Origin of the sequence: Curtobacterium sp. ME12 (assembly GCF_903970855.1) — a bacterium.
Lineage (GTDB): Bacteria > Actinomycetota > Actinomycetes > Actinomycetales > Microbacteriaceae > Curtobacterium > Curtobacterium poinsettiae_A.
Map to the genome: position 1 here is coordinate 45,252 of NZ_CAJCKD010000020.1, position 16,864 is coordinate 62,115.

Consider the following 16,864-nt stretch of genomic DNA (forward strand, 5'->3'; position numbering starts at 1 on the left):
GGGCCTCCCGTCCGTCAGCCGGTCGCGGTGACCGCATCGGTCACGCCCGACGATCGCCGCAGGTGTGAGGGTGGTCAGGCGGTCAGCAGCGTGTAGACCTTCGCGATGACGTCGCCCTCGATGAAGCAGATGTCCATGCCGGACACGACGGGCGGCTGCCCCTCGGGGCCGAAGTGCCAGGCGAGGTACCCCATCCCGTGGTTCTCGTAGACCGGGCCGGCCGGCGAGAACACGAAGCCGGGGGCCTCGTCGAGCAGGCGCTGCGCCTTGGCGTGCAGGGCCTCGCGCCCGGTGACGACCTCGTCAGGGTCCATGAACACGACGTCCGGGGCGTACGTGCGCTCGATCGCGGCCCGGCGGCGCTCTGGGTCCCGTTCCCCGAACACCTCGAACAGGTTGGCGTGCATGAGCGATTCGAGCGGCTGTGACATGGTCTCCCCGTCGGTTGTCGGCTGTTCGGTCGAGTGTGCGGGAAACAGGGCGTCAGCGCTACCGGATCTCGAGGTCGTACAGCGAGTAGCCGTACGGGGTCGCGCGTTCGACACCGTGCACGCGGACGTACCGCCACGAGCCGTCCAGCGAGTGCCGGTCGGTCGCGCCGTCACCGTCCGTCTCGATGGCGAGCGTCGTCCACCCGTCGTCGCCCGCGTTCCGCGCCTCGATCCGGTAGGCGCGCCCGAACGCGTCCTCCCACCGGAGCACCGCGCCGTGCAGGCGGTGCGATGCGCCGAGGTCGACGGCGAGCCACTGGTCGTCGGTGTGCCCGCTCGCCCAGCGCGAGCCCGGGTCGCCGTCCACGGCGTTCCGTGCGGGGACGCCGTCGCCCTCGTCGGCCGACGACGACACGGTCGCCCGTCGTGCCAGGTCCGGCGTCGGTTCGCCCTGCGTCGAGGTGACGCGGAGGTCCCAGAGGGAGACACCGAACTCGGTGTGCCGACGGTCCGCGACGACCCGGACCCAGCGGCCGGTGACGTCGTCGCCCTCCAACCGGTGGGTCACCTCGCCGCCGGTCCCGTGCGCTTCTTCCGCGACGGTCCGCCAGGGGGCGTCGTCGTCGTCGCGCACCTGGACGCGGTAGGCCTCGGCCCACGCGGCCTCCCAGTCGAGCTGCACCTGGTCGATCGGCACCACCTGCCCGAGGTCGACAGCCAACCACTCGCCGTCGCGCGCTCCGCTCGCCCACCGGGTCCGGGCGTCGCCGTCGACCGCGTTGCCGCCCGACAGGTCGCTGCGCTCGTCCGACGAAGTGGTGACGGGCTTGCCGGCGGCCACGTCACGAGAGCGGGCGGGTGCGGTTCCGTCGTCGTCACCGTCGGTCGCCCCGTCGAGGGTCCTGACCGTGGCCGTCCCGGACGCTTCCGGCATCGTGGCCGTGACCGTCGCGGTCACACCGCCCTCGGCCGCTGCGGTGACGACGCCGTCCCGGTCGACACCGCCGCCACCGTCGACGGTCCACTCCGTGCGGTCCGCGGCGAGCCGGCCGCCGAACCCGTCGTGGTCGAACCCGTAGGCCGCCATCCGGAGCGTGTCACCGGCGCGGACGGTCGCGGCGCGCGGTGCGACGAGCACGTCCTCGACGTCGACGGTCGAGGCGGCCGGGGTGCCGGACACGTGCACCTCCCAGATGGAGTAGCCGTACCCCGTCAGCCGGTCGGTCAGGTGCAGGCGCACGAACCGGGCGGTCTCGCCGACGGCCACCGTGTCCGCGTCGGCGGTGGTCTTGTCGACGGTCCGCACGTCGCGCCAGGGACCGTCGGCGGTGTCCCGGACCTGCAGCACGTACCGGGCAGCGGCCGCGTTCTCCCAGTCCACCCGCACCGTGTCGACATCGGTCAGTCGCCCGAGGTCGATCGTGTAGTCGACCTCGTCCACGCCGTGCGCGCTCTCCCACCGGGTGCTGCGGTCCCCGTCGACGGCCTCCCCGGCGACGTTGCCGCCGTCCGAGGAGCTCGCGTCGACGTCGGCACCCGCTGCGGCGTCGGGGATCGAGGTCACCGAGGCGACGACCGCCGAGCCCTCGACACCGCCGCCGGTCGCGACGACGTACCCGGAGCCTTCGGCGGTGGTCGTCACGGTGCCGTCGGTCCCGGCGCTCCCGGCGCCGGTGTACGACCAGGTGACGTCCGCGGGCAGGTCCGCCGGGTCGCCGTACTGGTCGTGGCCGGCGGCACGGAACCGCTGTGGCGTCCCGACGACGAGCCGGTCGAAGCCGGGCGTGACGTCGAATCCGGTGAGGACCGGTGCCGGTGCGACCCGGAAGGCGTACGACCCCTGCACGCCGCCCACCGTGGCGGTGACGGTCGCCCGCTCCGCGCGCTCCGATGCGCGGTGGACGCCGTCGGCGCTGATCGTGCCGGTGTCGGTCGACCAGGTGACGTCGTCCAGGGCGACGGTGGCGCCGTACTGGTCGGAGCCGGTGGCGGTGAAGGTCGTGGTCGCGCCGGGGACGATCGTCTTCGGGGCGCCCTCGGCACTGACGACGACCTCGGTGAGCCGCGCGTCCAGGTGCGACGTGATCTGCGTCTGCGCCGGGACCGCGATCCGGCCGATCACCTCGGTGCCCTCGTAGACGTCGTAGGTGTGCTGGACGGTGTCGGGGTTGTCGAGCACGTAGCTGATCGTGCCGTCGGGTGCGCGGAACACCTGGCTGAGCGGGTCGGAGGTGTGCCGGTCGGTGACCTCGGTGCCGACGGTCCGGTTCGACATCGCCTGGTGGTACACGAGGCCGGCCATCGACTGTCCGGTCACTGCCGGGTCGTCGGCGGCCCACAGCGCGGCGTGCACGTCGGCGTAGGTGTCCGGGTCGTACTGTCCGAGGAACCCGAGCACGACGTTGCCGAGGGCGTCGCCCATGCCGCTGAACACCCGCGCGGCGTGCTCGGTGTCCTCGCCCGGGGTGTGGTCGGTGAGGTCGACGCCGTACAGCTGGTCGATGGTCGCGGTGTCGGCGCGGAAGTCGTCCACCAGGAACGGCATCAGCGGTGACGGCGTCGGCCAGTCCCGGGGGTTCCGGTCGGCGGTGGGACCGTCGAGCTCGGCGGGCACCAGCGCGGCCGGCAGGGTGTCCGGGGTCCAGTACCGGTCCGGGAACACCACCCGTCCGCTGTCGTCCACGCTCACCAGCAGGGTGTCGGTGGCCGGGTCGTACAGGGGGTTCGCCGCGGTGCGTCGGGTGACGTAGCCGGGGTGGTTCGCCTCGACGGCGCGGATCGCGTCCTGCAACTCGCCGATCGCGGCCGGGCGGTCGCGGGTGATCTCGACGTCGCCGTAGCTGCCCACGCCCCACCACTTCTTCGTGAGCATCTGGATGCGTGCCGCGTTGCCGTCGGTGACGCCGGCCTGCCCGATGGACCCCGGGCGGGCGGCCATCATCTCGCGCATCAGGGCCTTCGAGAAGCCCGGGTCCCAGCCGAAGTAGTCGAACCACGGGGCGATCGGCATCCACTGGATGCCGGAGATCCAGGCCGGGTCACCGGAGAAGTACGTGGCGTGGGCCTGCCCGGAGTCGAACAGGATCCCCGCCTGCCCGTGCTCGTACTCGTCCGGGAACGCGCCGTTGCCGTCGTAGGACGCCGAGGCGGGGTTGCCGCGGACGTTCTGCCAGTAGTCGCGGACGGCGGCGCGCTCGGTGACGTACTGCACGGCACCGGCGGCCTGCATCTCCTCGTCGCCGAGGACCGAGCCGAGCAGGAAGAGCCCCGCCTCGGACTGGATCGCCTCGGACGACGACTCCTGGTTGTTGCCGCCGGGTGACGACACACCACCGGCGTTCGACCGGCCCTCCCAGACGCCGAACGTGCGCATGTGCGGGAACCGGGCGTCGTCGCGGTCCCAGTTCGCGTACTGCTTCGCGACGAGCGTCGCCATGCCCTGGTACTCCGCGGCCCAGTCGTGGTCGACCCTGCCGAGCATGGCGGTCGCGACGGCGAAGTACCCGTAGTGGAAGTGGTTGTCGTTGAACTGGGCCGATCCGTACGAGTCGGCGAACCCGATCAGGGCCTTCCACGTCGGGTACATCGCGAAGAAGTGCTCCGCTTCGCCGTCCGTGTACGTGTACCAGTCGGTCAGGGCGCGCTCGAGGGTGGCTTGCAGCGTCCGGGCGTCCTCGGTCGCACCGATCTGCCGCGCGATCGTCATGTACTCGGCGAGCTGCAGGACGTCCTTGCCGCCCCAGTAGGTGTCTCCGCCGTACGTCGTCTTCGCGGCGTACTCGTGCAGGTACTCGCGCATGACCTCCTCGGAGTACGGGTCGTCGCCGACCGCCTCGGGTGTGGCGCCGATCGGGGTCATGCCCGTGAACGCGTAGTCCAGGGTCCAGCCGCCGTGGCCGACGGTGGTCCGCATGGTGCCGCGCGGGGTCTCGTAGGTGGCGCCGGTGAAGCGCAGGTTCGTGGTGGCGTCGGCGTACTGGTGCTGCAGCCAGCCCTGCACGGTGTCGTGGTCGTCGCCCTGCAGCGCGTCGGTGCGGATCGCCCACTGCTGGCGGACGTTCGCCGCCGCCGGGTCGTACGAGTACGTCATCGTCGTGTCACGGGGGACCGCGAAGGCGGTGCGGTGCAGGTCGTCGAGGGACAGGCCCTGCTCGGGTACCGCGCTGAGCACCAGGTAGGGCGTGCCGGACGATGCCTCCAGCGCGTCCCCGACACGGGTGAAGGTCGTCCCGTCGGGGGCGTGCACGCCGAAGACGTGGCCGTCCTGGCGGATCTCGAACCGGTCCGTCGTCACCGGCAGGTCGAGCGGTTCGCCGTCCCCGTCGGTGATCTCGGCACCGTCCTGCAGGGTGAGGCGCGGGCTGATGCCGTGGAACTCGAACCACTCGTACGGCGAACCCTGCACGCTCGTGACGTCCATGTACTGCCCGCCCGGGCCGTCCTGCGGCATCCGCCAGCTGACGTTCCAGTCACCCCAGCGGAGCGCGTCGGCCTGCTTCGCCCGGAACGTGGTCGTGAAGCGGTCGGCGAGACCGTCCGGGGTGTCGGTGAGCAGGACCTGGTCGACCAGCACGTGTGCCCACCCGGCCCGCAGATCGTCGACGATCCGCAGCTGCGCGGACTGCCCCCGGTGAGCGGAGACGTCCCAACTCTCCCAGCGCAGCTGCTCGCTGTCCGTCCCGGTGCTGCTCGCCACGACGTCCCCGTCGACCAGGAGCTGCACGGCTTCGTGGTCGGGGTGCCGGCCACCGCCGACCAGGAACGCCAGGGTCGAACGGTCGATGTTGAAGGTCGGCGAGGTGAGCGTCCCCGTCGCGCCGTCGCCGTCCTCGTCGGTGAACGAGTTCAGGAAGCGTCCGCCGAGCCACCCGGAGACCGCGCTCTGCCCGCTGGCCGTCCCGCTGGCGGTGGCGGTGAAGGCGTCGCCGGTCGCGGTCCAGCCGTCGGGCAGGCCGTCCTCGAAGTCGGCGAGGGTGCGGTCGCTCGCGTCCGGGCTCGGTTCGACGGTCCCGCCGACCGTCACCGGGGCTTCCAGACGCATCGCCGTGCCGTCGCTGTTCCACCGCGTCGGGATCGTGAGCTTCGTGCCCGCAGCACTGTTCGACGAGACGAACGGGTACGCCCACATGTCGCCGGAGTACTTGCTGACCAGCAGGTCCGTCCACCACTGGTTCGTCGGCACCGGCTCGCCGGCCTTCGACGGGTCGACGTACAGCTCCTGGTCCAGCGTCTTCCGCACGTCGGCGATGTCCGTGAGCTCGTCCGGCGGGGCCGGCGCGTAGGAACCGGAACCCACCTGCACGCCGTCGGCGGCGGGACCGACGCTGGACGGGCCTCCAGGCTGGCCCTCCTGTGCGGCCACCGCAGCGGTCGGATCGGCCGGTGAGCGCGGAGTGTCCGAGGTCGCGGCGTTCGCCGGGGTGACGGCCAACGCCAGCAGCGTGGCGGCGGCCAGTGCGCCGGCGGTGGCGCTGACGGCCGCTCCGCGGAACGACCTGGGACGGACGGCGGGACGCGGTGAGGTCACCGGGACTCCTGTCGGAGGGGATCGGCCGGACACGACGTACACGGCCGGGACGGGCTGGGTCTGGTGGTGCGGGGCCTGCACACGGACAGATCGGCAGGGCCGGTCCCGCCGTCAGTGGTCCGCGTTCCGGGGATGCCCTACCGTTGCCCCCATGCCGACCATCGGACTGCGGCGGATGGTGCCGCGCGACCCCGACCAGCGACACCGGGCCGCGAGCCCCCTGGAGCTCCTGTTCGACCTGGTGTTCGTCGTCGCGGTGGGCTTCGCCGCGACGAACCTGCACGAGATCGAGCTCGAGGGACACGTCACCTCCGCCGTCCTGGCCTACGGGCTGGTGTTCTTCTCGATCTGGTGGGCGTGGATGAACTTCACCTGGTTCGCCACGTCGTTCGACACCGACGACTGGCTCTACCGGGTGATGACCTTCGTGCAGATGGCCGGGGTGCTCGTCCTCGCCGCCGGGGTGCACGCCGCCATGGTCGAGAACGACTTCACGATCGGCGTCATCGGCTACGTCGTCATGCGGCTGGCCCTGGTCGGGCAGTGGATCCGCGCCGCCGCGTCCTCCACCCGCTACCGCAGGACAGCCACCCTGCACGCCGTCGGCATCACGGTCGTGCAGGTGCTCTGGGTCGTCTCCCTGGCCCTGCCCGACGACGTCTGGTCGTACGCGGCACCGTTCCTCGTGCTCGCCGAGCTCTCCGTGCCGATCTGGGCGCAGACCTCGACGGGCACGGCCCCGTGGCACACCCGGCACCTGGCCGAGCGGTTCTCGCTGTTCACCCTCATCGTCCTGGGCGAGGGGCTGGTGGCCTCGGCCGGTGCGGTGATCGACGCCCTCGCGCACACCGAGCACCTCGGGGCCCTGCTGGCGCTCGCGGGGTGCGGGCTGGTGATCACCGTCGGCATGTGGTGGATCTACTTCTCCCGCGAGCAGCACGCGCACATCCGCTCGCTGCCCACCGCGCTCGTGTTCGGCTACGGCCACTACTTCGTCTTCGCCGCCGCCGGTGCCCTGCCCGCCGGCATCGAGGTCGCGGTCAGCGCCGACGCCGGACACGTCGCGCTGTCGTCCGCCTCGATCGCGGCGACCGTCGCGGTGCCGGTCGCCGTGTTCGTGCTGTCGATCTGGGCGCTCGCGATCCGCCCGTCACTGTCGGCGCGGGCCAACGCCGTCGTGGTGGCCCTGGTGCTCCTGGTCCTGGCGTCGATCGCGGTGCCGGCGGTGTCGCTGCCGGTCACGGCGCTCGCCGTGGTGGCGGTCGTCGTGACCCTCGAGGTCGCGTCCGCACGGACCGAGACCTGACCGACGACGGACAGGAGGCACGGTGCCAGCTGACACCGTGCCTCCTGTCCGTCAGGTGGTCGCGTCGACGGCCCGTGCGCGGTTGCGTCTCTGGTGCGAGGGCACGTTCGTCGCACCGAACACGGAACCTCGCACCACGCGGCGCGTGCGGCGCTTGGCGCGCCGCGCGCCACGTCAGCGCCCGGGCTGCTCCGTCGCGCGCCCGTCGTCCGACGCCGGACGCGCGTCGAGGCTCGGATCCACCGCCGGGTCGGCCGAGATCGACGACGGCCGCACGGGGAAGTCCTCGAGCGCGCCCGCGCCCACCGTCGGCGTCGGGGCCGCGGTTCCGCGGCCGCCGCGCACGCGGTTCTTCACCGCGGCCCAGGGGCGGCCGAGGCCGGACCGTGCCGGACGCTCGGTCGGCGCCTCGACCTCCAGGCCGTAGTAGGCGCCGACGTGCTCGAGCAGGACCTCGCGCTCGGCCTTGTCGTAGGCACGGCGCTCGCGCGTGAAGGCGATGATCGTCGACCAACAGGTGAGCAGCAGGACGATGCTGAACGGCAACGCGGTCGTGATCGCCGCGGTCTTCAGCGCGTTGAGTCCGCCGCTGAGCAGCAGGGCGACGGCGAGCAGCGCAGCGACCCCGGCGAAGAAGACCCGCAGCCAGTTCTTCGGCTCGATGTCACCGCCCGACGCGATCATCGCCATCACGAGCGACCCGGAGTCCGACGAGGTCACGAAGAACACGCCGATGAGCAGGATCGCGCCGTAGGTCAGCACCACGCCGGCGGGCAGGTCGCCGAGGACCGCGAACAGCGACCCCTCGATGTCGACCGAGCCGTCCGAGCCGATCAGGCCCCCCGAGCCGTCGGTCTGGCGGTGGATCGCGGTGCCGCCGAGGACGGCGAACCACAGGAACGTGAGTGCGGTCGGCACGAGCAGGACGCCGAAGACGAACTGCCGGACGGTACGGCCCTTGGAGATGCGGGCGATGAAGACACCGACGAACGGCGCCCACGACATCCACCAGCCCCAGTAGAAGGTGGTCCAGGCACCCTGCCAGGCCACGCCCTCGGCGCCCTGCTGGGCGGTGACGTTGAACGACAGGCCGACGATGTTCTGCAGGTAGGAACCGATCGACTGCACGAAGTCGCGGAGCAGGAACTGCGTCGGCCCGACGATGAGCACGAACAGCAGCAGCGCTGCGGCGAGCAGCAGGTTGAAGTTCGACAGGATCTTCATGCCCTTGGTCACACCGGTGACGAGCGAGACGATCGTGACGGCGGTGATCACGGCGATGATCGCGATCTGGCTGACGATGCTGCTGTCGGCGATGCCTGCGCTCTCGAGTCCGGCGCCGATCTGGATGACCCCGAGGCCGAGCGAGGTCGCGACGCCGAACAGCGTGCCGACCAGGGCGATCACGTCGATCAGGTTGCCCCAGCCGCCGCGCACGCGGTTGCCGAGCAGGGGTTCGAGGGCCCAGCGGATCGACACCGGGCGACCCCGGCGGTGGATCGCGTACGCCAGAGCGAGCCCGAGCACCACGTAGATCGCCCAGGCGTGCAGACCCCAGTGCAGGAACGTCTGGGTCAGGGCCTGCTGCGCGAGCTCGTTCTCGGTGCCGGTGACACCGGGCCGCGGCGAGGCGAAGTGGCTGAGCGGTTCGGACACCCCGTAGAAGACGAGGCCGATGCCCATGCCGGCGGCGAAGAGCAGCGAGAACCACGAGCCGGTCGAGAACTCGGGCTCGTCCTGGTCCTTGCCGAGCTTGATGTCACCGAACCGGCTGAAGCCGACGAACAGCGAGAAGCCGACGAAGAACGCGGCGATGAGCACGTAGTACCAGCTGAAGTTCTCGACGATGGCGTCCTGCAGACCGAGGAACAGCGCCTCGGCGGTGGAGGGGGAGATCAAGGTGAACGCCACGAACCCCAGCACGATGACGGCGGCGGGCCAGAACACCCACCGCCGCAACTGCGCTGTCATGGTCACGGGCCCGGGCAGGGGAGGAGCGGTGCTTGCCATGCGGACCATGGTGCCTGCTCGGGTTCCTGTGCGTTCGTGCAGGCGTGTCGTGGCGTGCCGTCAAGGCGTGGCCGTGGGGCGCACCGACCACCGCCACATGCGATTACAACGTTGACGTAGGCTTTACAGCGCTGTAAACAAGAGGCTGCGCGACGATGCGCGACGAGGGAGAGACCCGATGGTGGGAAGCAGGACCGCAACACTCCAGGCGGCGGTGAGCCGGCGGGGGTTCCTCGCGGGCGCGGCCGGTGGCATCGCACTCGGCACGATGGCGCTCGCCGGGTGCGCGACCCCGGGGCGTGCCGCCGGTGCTGCCACGACACTCCGCTTCTACGAGCAGAAGCAGGAGGTCATCGCGTACTTCGACAAGCTGCTGCGGAAGTTCGAGGGGGAACACGCCGGCATGTCGGTCGTGCACGACAGCACGGCGGCCATCGCCCCGCAGTTCGTGCGCGGTGAACCGGCGGACGTCGGGTGCTTCAACGACAACCTCGAGCTCGCCCGGTACATCTCGCGCGGCGTGCTCAGCGACCTCAGCGACCTGCCGTCGGCAGCGCGGGTCCGACCGGACATCGACACCCTGACGAACCAGTACGCGAAGTTCGAGGACCGCACGAGCGTGCTGCCGTACTCGCTCGCCGCAGCCGGGGTGATCTACAACAAGCGGATCTTCGCCGACCACGACCTGCCGGTCCCGACGACGTGGGACGAGTTCGTCGAGGTCTGCCGCACACTGCAGAAGGCCGGCACCACACCGATCTACGCCACTGACCGGGACACCTGGACGCTCTGGCAGGGCCTGTTCGACTACTCGGTGGGCAGCCTCGTCGACACCGGCTCGTTCTTCCGCAAGATGAAGGCCCTCGGCGCCGACGTCGGCCCGGACTCCGAGGTGTCGTTCGAGAAGGACTTCGCGGTGCCGATGGAGCGTGCGAAGACCATCTCGTCCTTCTTCAACCGCGACCACGCCACCCGGGCCTACGCCGACGGCAACCTGGCGTTCGGCAAGGGCGAGGCCGCGATGTACCTGCAGGGCCCGTGGGCGCTCGGGCAGATCGCGCTGATCGACGACGAGCTGCCCGTCGGCACCTTCGCCCTGCCGGTGTCGAACGACCCGGCCGACCGCAAGGCCCGGGTCAACATCGACCTGGGGCTCTGGATCCCCACGGCGTCCGAGCACCCGGAGCAGGCGAAGGAGCTCGTCGAGTTCCTCATGCAGCCCGAGGTCATCGACGCCTACAACCGCGACAACCTGGCGTACTCGCCACGCATCGACGCACCGCCGCAGCAGGACGAGCGTCTCGCCGGCCTGCAGCGGTACGTCGACGACGCCGCGTTCTACCAGGGCGCCGGCACCTTCATCCCCACGTCGATCCCGCTCGGTAACTACCTGCAGTCGGCGATCCGGAGCGGGGACTTCACCTCGATGCTGCAGCGGCTCGACTCGGACTGGCGGCGGCTCGCCGGCCGTTCCGCGACGGTCTGAGCCGGACCAGGACACAGGAGCCACCATGACCATGCAGACCCCGCTCTCCCGCGACACCGACCCGCAGACCTCCGGGCCGGCGACCGCGGCCGCCCGCACGCACCGTCGTGCCGGGTCCCTCCGGCGCACGGAGGGCATGTACTACCTGTTCCTCGTGCCCGCCCTCGTGCTGTTCACGGCGTTCGTCGTCGCGCCCGCCTGCGTCGGCGTCTTCTACAGCTTCACCGACTACCTCGGGTTCGGGCAGTGGGACTTCATCGGCGCCGAGAACTACCGGGCGCTCGTCTCCGACCCTGCGATCCTGGCGTCGTACGGCTTCACGCTCGGCTTCGCGGCCGTCACCGTCGTCGTCACGCAGGTCGTCGCGCTGTCCCTGGCGATCGCCCTGGCGAAGAAGATCCGGTTCGCCGCCGGGTTGCGGTCGGTGTTCGTCATCCCGATGGTGATCTCGGGGATCATCGTCGCCTACGTGTTCAACTTCCTGTTCTCGAACACCGTGCCGGCCCTGGCCACGAGCGTCGGGTTCGGCCCGCTCGAGCAGAGCATCCTCGGCGACCCGAACCTGGCCTGGCTCGCGATCGTGATCGTGTCCGCCTGGCAGACCGTGCCCGGCGCGCTCCTGATCTACACGGCGGGCCTGACGTCCATCCCCGAGGAGCTGTACGAAGCGAGTGCGCTCGACGGCGCAACCGGTTGGAAGCAGCTCCGCTCGATCACGCTCCCGCTGCTCGGCGGCTTCATCGTCATCAACACCGTGCTCGGTGTGAAGGGCTACCTCGGCGCCTACGACGTGATCGTCGGTCTGACCAACGGTGGCCCCGGCAGCGCGACGAGCAGCGTCGCGATGACCATCTTCGGCGGCTTCACGGGCGGCGACTACGCCTACCAGATGGCGAACGCGACCGTGTTCTTCATCATCACCGTCCTCATCTCCGTGCTGCAGCTCGCGGCGACCCGCGGAAGGAACCTGCGACTCGCATGACCGCCATCGACACACGACCCCCGACCGACACCCGCACCGTGACCACCGGCGGCGGTCGCTCCGGGCGCGGCCACCGCCGACGACTGGGCGGCACGAACTGGACGCTGACCGTGGTCCTCGGCCTCGCGTCGCTGACCGTGCTCATCCCGCTGTACGTCACGCTCTCGATGGCGTTCAAGACGACCGAGCAGTCAGTCGACGGCAACGCCCTGTCGCTGCCGTTCCCGTTCAACCCGGGCTCGTTCGCCGAGGCCTGGCAGCTGACCCGGTTCCCGGTGTCCTTCTCGGTGTCCCTGGGCGTCGCGGCGCTCACCGTCGTCGCGACGCTGCTGCTCAGCTCGTTCGCCTCGTACGCGATCGTCCGGAACTGGCACAAGCGGTTCTTCCGGTACTCGTTCGTCTACCTGCTCGCGGCGATGTTCCTGCCGTTCCCGGTGGTGGCGCTGCCGCAGATCAAGCTGACCGCCGAGATCGGCCTCGACAACCCGATCGGCGTCGGGATCCTGCACGCCATGTTCCAACTGTCGTTCAGCGTGCTCCTCTACTCGGCGTACCTGCGGTCGATCCCCGTCGAGCTCGAGGAGAGCGCCCGCATCGACGGGGCGTCCACGTGGCAGATCTTCTGGCGGATCATCCTGCCGCTCCTCGGCCCGATGAACGCGACGGTCGGCATCTTCGCGTTCCTGGCATCGTGGAACGACTTCATGATGCCGTCGCTCATCACGGCTGATCCGGGGTTGCAGACCCTGCCCGTGGTCCAGAACATCTTCCAGAGTCAGTTCGGCACCAACTACAACGTCGCCTTCGCCTCGTACCTGATGGCGATGGCACCCACGATCATCGTCTACCTGTTCGCGCAGCGCTGGGTCATCAGCGGCGTGACGCAGGGTGCGGTCAAGAGCTGAGAGGCACCACGTGAGCAGCAGCACCACCAGCACCACCGGCACCGGCACCGGCACCGGCACCGTCCTCCCCACCATCCGTCCGTTCCCGGGTTCGGACCCGGTCGCCGACCCCGCGGCCGTGGTCACCGGCGAGCACTGGCGCATCACCGTGCTCGACGCCGGGGCCTTCCGGATCGAGTGGAGCGACGACGGCGGGTTCGAGGACCGGGCGTCGACCTTCGCGATGCGCCGCCGCCTGCCCGTGCCGGCGTTCGCCGTCGAGCGGACGGGCGGCGGCAGCACCGACACCGACGGCGTGGTCGTCACCACCGACCGCGCCCGCCTGCGCTACGACGGTCGTCCCTTCAGCCCGAGCGGCCTGGTCGTCGAGACCACCGGCCCGGACGCCAACCGCTGGCGCTGGGGGCAGGAGCCGCGCGACCTCGGCGGCACCGGCCGCACCCTCGACGACGTCGACGGCCGGATGCCGCTCGAACCAGGGATCCTGGCCCGCGACGGCATCACCGCGCTCGACGACAGCGAGTCGTTCCTGTTCGCCGACGACGGTTGGATCGGCACGCGGGTCCCCGGGCGCCGCGACGTGACCGTCTTCGCGTACGGGCGTGACTACGACGCGGCACTCCGCACGTACCACTCCGTCTCCGGGCCGCCGTCGCGGATGCCGCGGTGGGCGCTCGGCAACTGGTGGAGCCGGTATCACCCGTACAGCGACGCCTCGTACCTGGAACTGCTCGACCGTTTCGCGGAGGAGCACCTGCCGTTCTCGGTCGCCGTCATCGACATGGACTGGCACCGGGTGGACTCGGTCCCACCGCGCTTCGGCAACGGCTGGACGGGGTACTCGTGGGAGCCGTCGCTGTTCCCGGACCCGCGGGCGTTCCTCGCCGAACTGCACCGAAGGGGGATGCGCACGACGCTGAACCTGCACCCGGCCGACGGCGTGCGGGCGTTCGAGGACGCCTACCCCGCGGTGGCGCGGGCGATGGGCGTCGACCCGGAGACCGAGCAGCCGATCCCGTTCGACCCGACGGACCGCCGGTTCCTGCATGCCTACTTCGAACACCTGCACCGTCCGCTCGAGGAGCAGGGCGTCGACTTCTGGTGGATCGACTGGCAGCAGGGTCGTGAGACCGGGCTGCCCGGGGTCGACCCGCTGTGGCTGCTCAACCACTTCCACCTGCTCGACTCGGCGCGACACGCGGCGTCGGGCGGAGACGCAGCCGCCGACACGACCGCGGTCACCGCCACCGCCAGCGACACCGCCACCGCCGCCGGAGCACCCGCAGCGCCCGTCGACGGCATGACCTTCTCGCGCTACGCCGGCCCCGGCAGCCACCGGTACGCCGTCGGGTTCTCCGGTGACGCCGTCGTGTCGTGGGCGTCCCTGGCGTTCCAGCCCGAGTTCACCGCCACCGCCGCGAACATCGGCTACCCCTGGTGGAGCCACGACATCGGCGGTCACACCCGCGGCGTCCGTGACGACGAGCTCGCCACCCGCTGGGTGCAGTTCGGGGTGTTCTCACCGATCATGCGCCTGCACTCCGCGAACAACCCGTTCATCCGCAAGGAGCCGTGGGTGTTCCCCGCCGAGGCCCGTGCCGCGATGGGTGAGGCGCTCCGCTTCCGTCACCGCCTGGTGCCGTACCTGCACACGATGAACCACAGCACGGCCGAGGGCACCGCGCTGGTCCGACCGCTCTACCACCTGGAGCCGCGGCGCGACGAGGCGTACCGGGTGCCGAACACCTACGCGTTCGGTTCGGAGCTGCTCGTCGCCCCGATCGTCGCACCGCGCGACCCGGTCAGCCGGCACGGGGTCGCCCGGGCCTGGTTGCCGCCGGGCACCTGGACCGACGTCTTCACCGGCACGGTGTACGCGGGCGACCGGTTCGTCGACCTGTACCGCACGCTCGACACGGTGCCGGTCCTGCTGCGCGCCGGTGGGATCCTGCCGCTCGCGGCGGCCGACCAGCTCGACGCCACCGTCAACCCGACGGCGTTCGAGGTCTTCGTCGCACCGGACGCGGCGGGTGACTTCACCCTGGTCGAGGACCACGAGGGGGAGGGCAGCCGCACGGCCCGGACCCGCCTGACCTGGGACCCGGAGCACGCCGAGTTCCGGGTGCACGCCACCACCGGGGCCCTCGACGTCGTCCCCGCCCACCGCGACTGGCGGGTCACGTTCCTCGCCGCGCCGGCCGACGGGCAACCGACATCGGCACGGTCTGCCGACCGGTTCTCGGTCGACGTGTCCGTCGACTCGGCGTCGGGCGGAACGGTCACGCTGGTCGGCGCTCCGGTCGTCGGTGTCGACGCACGGGACGCCGTGCGGCGGGTCCTCGAGGGCGCGCAGGCCGGCAACCCGGAGAAGCTCGAGGCGTGGGAGGTCGTGGCGAAGGACCTGCCGCGTGCGGACCGCATCGTCGAGCTCGGCACCGTCGGCCTGCCCGACGCCCTGCGGGACGTCGTCGTCGAGCTGCTCGGCAGCGTGCACCCGGGGGAGTCGGCTCCCGCAGGTCGCTGACGGCAGTCGACGGGGTACCGGAGGCCCGTGGTCCGACCCGCCACGTGACCTGGGGCCGGCCACCCTCCGGACTGGAGGCCCGTGGCGGGGGCGCCACGGGCCTCCAGTCCGCCCCTCACGCGCCCTGGTGCGCCGCCCGGTCGGACGAGCCGTCCGCGTACGGCGCGCTCTCGCCCACGAGCAGGCGGTGGCCGACCGTGACCAACCGGCCGGGCACGTCGGAGCCGTCCATCCGCTCGACCAGCAGGTCGAGCGCGGTGCCCGCGAGGGCGACCGTGTCGGGCGCGACAGAGGTCAGGCTCGGCACCAGGCTCGACCCGAGGCCGACCGCGTCCCAGCCGACGACGGCGACGTCGCGGGGTGCGTCCAGGCCGCGCAGGCGCATGGCGCGGAGCGCCCCGAGTGCGGCCAGGTCGTCGCGGCAGAGCAGCCCGTCGACGTGGAGTCCGGCGTCGAGCGCGGCACCGAAGGCGACCTCGGCGCCGGCGGCGTCACCGACCTCGCGGGGGACCAGCAACGCGTCGTCGAGCGGCAGGCCCGCGGCGACGAGTCCGGCGCGGTAGCCGTCCAGACGCAGTCCGGACGTGCGCGACGACGGGCCGGTCTCGTGCCCGAAGAACCCGATGCGGCGGCAGCCGAGCGCCACGAGGTGCGCGACGGCCTCGGTGGCGGCCCCGGCGTTGTCGATCACGACCTGGTCGGCGTGCGGGGGTCGGACGTCCTCGCCGAGGAACACCACGGCGGTGTCCCCGCGGATCCGGTCGATCGCCTCGGGTGTGAGCACCTGCGGGTGGATCACGACCCCGTCGACCACTCCGGCCTCACGTCCCCGCACCGCCGAGCGCTCGCCGTCCGGGTCACCGCCGGTCTCCTCGAGCAGGAGCTGGTAGCCGCGGTCGGCGCACACCCGCGAGAACACGTGGGCGAGCTCCGCGAAGTAGGGACGACGCAGGTCGGGGAACGCGAAGGCGAGCATGTTCGAGCGTCCGGTCGCCAGGGACCGGCCCGAGACGTTCGGGCGGTAGCCGAGCTCGTCGATGGCGGCCTGTACCCGGCTGCGCATCGGGTCGCTGACGTGCTGGTAGCCGCGGACGACGTTGGACACGGTCTTCATCGAGACGCCGGCGTGCGCGGCGACGTCCTGCAGCGTGACCTTGCCCATCCGCTCACCGTAGCGGGCGGACGCGGGATGGACGGGGCGGAACGGACGGGTCGGGCCGGCTGGTGGACGACGGGTTCCGGACAGCACGGTCAACACGCATGTTCGGCACCTAGGGTCGCCCCAAGCGCAATCGCGTGAACTCTCTCGAACCGGCTGAAGGGTCGGTCCGTCAAGAAGGTCGGTCCTCATGACCACCACTCCGCTCGCTCCGGGTTACACCCGCACTCGTCCCGCTACGGGAGCCCGCAAGGGCACCTCGACCTACTCCGCGCTGCTGGCGCAGGTGAAGGAGAACGGCCTGCTCCGCCGTCGTACCGGTTTCTACTGGGCACTGTTCGGCGCACTCGTCGGCAGCCTCGCCCTCGCCTGGGTCGCGTTCGCGTTCCTGGGTGACTCGTGGTTCCAGCTGATCGTGGCCGGTGCGCTGGGTGTGCTGTTCACGCAGTTCGCGTTCCTGTCGCACGAGGCTGCGCACCGTCAGGTGTTCGAGTCCCAGAAGTGGAACGACCGTGCGGGCCGCTGGCTCGGCAC

9 protein-coding genes and 1 pseudogene are annotated in these 16,864 nt (G+C 71.2%); 6 read left to right on the forward strand and 4 right to left on the reverse strand.

Annotation, left to right across the window (positions count from 1 at the left end):
• Nucleotides 1–74: 74 nt before the first annotated feature.
• Together H7A73_RS11070 and H7A73_RS11075 are read right to left on the reverse strand one after the other, a co-directional pair.
• The gene (locus H7A73_RS11070) at nucleotides 75–431 is read right to left on the reverse strand and encodes a nuclear transport factor 2 family protein (RefSeq protein WP_182065998.1); all 357 of its coding nucleotides are present in this window, start codon (nucleotides 429–431) and stop codon (nucleotides 75–77) included.
• Between the two features lie 58 nt (nucleotides 432–489).
• Nucleotides 490–5,958, reverse strand: a complete 5,469-nt coding sequence (locus H7A73_RS11075; protein WP_182065999.1) for a discoidin domain-containing protein — start codon at nucleotides 5,956–5,958, stop codon at nucleotides 490–492.
• Nucleotides 5,959–6,109: 151 nt separating this feature from the next.
• On the opposite strand from H7A73_RS11075, the gene H7A73_RS11080 reads away from it, so the two are divergent.
• Nucleotides 6,110–7,264, forward strand: coding sequence for a low temperature requirement protein A (locus tag H7A73_RS11080; RefSeq protein WP_182066000.1), 1,155 nt, complete (start codon nucleotides 6,110–6,112; stop codon nucleotides 7,262–7,264).
• Between the two features lie 174 nt (nucleotides 7,265–7,438).
• Here the strand turns inward: H7A73_RS11080 and H7A73_RS11085 are convergent, their stop codons facing one another.
• Complete coding sequence (locus H7A73_RS11085; RefSeq protein WP_259362840.1) at nucleotides 7,439–9,274, reverse strand: BCCT family transporter; 1,836 nt, start codon at nucleotides 9,272–9,274, stop codon at nucleotides 7,439–7,441.
• A 214-nt stretch (nucleotides 9,275–9,488) separates the two neighbouring features.
• Between H7A73_RS11085 and H7A73_RS11090 the strand changes: the two genes are divergently transcribed.
• The 4 genes from H7A73_RS11090 to H7A73_RS11105 are packed head-to-tail and all read left to right on the forward strand — an operon-like array spanning nucleotide 9,489 to nucleotide 15,171.
• Complete coding sequence (locus tag H7A73_RS11090) at nucleotides 9,489–10,760, forward strand: ABC transporter substrate-binding protein (protein WP_182066001.1); 1,272 nt, start codon at nucleotides 9,489–9,491, stop codon at nucleotides 10,758–10,760.
• 25 nt (nucleotides 10,761–10,785) lie between these two features.
• A complete protein-coding gene (locus H7A73_RS11095) occupies nucleotides 10,786–11,742 on the forward strand; it encodes a carbohydrate ABC transporter permease (RefSeq protein WP_182066002.1) in 957 nt (318 codons plus the stop codon).
• Nucleotides 11,739–12,647 carry a carbohydrate ABC transporter permease gene (locus H7A73_RS11100; protein ID WP_182066003.1) on the forward strand — a complete coding sequence of 303 codons (909 nt, stop codon included), beginning with the start codon at nucleotides 11,739–11,741 and terminating at the stop codon, nucleotides 12,645–12,647. The genes H7A73_RS11095 and H7A73_RS11100 overlap by 4 nt, the downstream gene beginning before the upstream one ends.
• A gap of 10 nt (nucleotides 12,648–12,657) precedes the next feature.
• Nucleotides 12,658–15,171, forward strand: a complete 2,514-nt coding sequence (locus H7A73_RS11105) for a TIM-barrel domain-containing protein (protein WP_182066004.1) — start codon at nucleotides 12,658–12,660, stop codon at nucleotides 15,169–15,171.
• Between the two features lie 115 nt (nucleotides 15,172–15,286).
• On the opposite strand, the gene H7A73_RS11110 is transcribed toward H7A73_RS11105, so the two are convergent.
• A complete protein-coding gene (locus H7A73_RS11110) occupies nucleotides 15,287–16,333 on the reverse strand; it encodes a LacI family DNA-binding transcriptional regulator (protein WP_182066005.1) in 1,047 nt (348 codons plus the stop codon).
• 187 nt (nucleotides 16,334–16,520) lie between these two features.
• Between H7A73_RS11110 and H7A73_RS11115 the strand changes: the two are divergent.
• Nucleotides 16,521–16,864: pseudogene (locus tag H7A73_RS11115) on the forward strand (acyl-CoA desaturase); the annotation flags it as partial.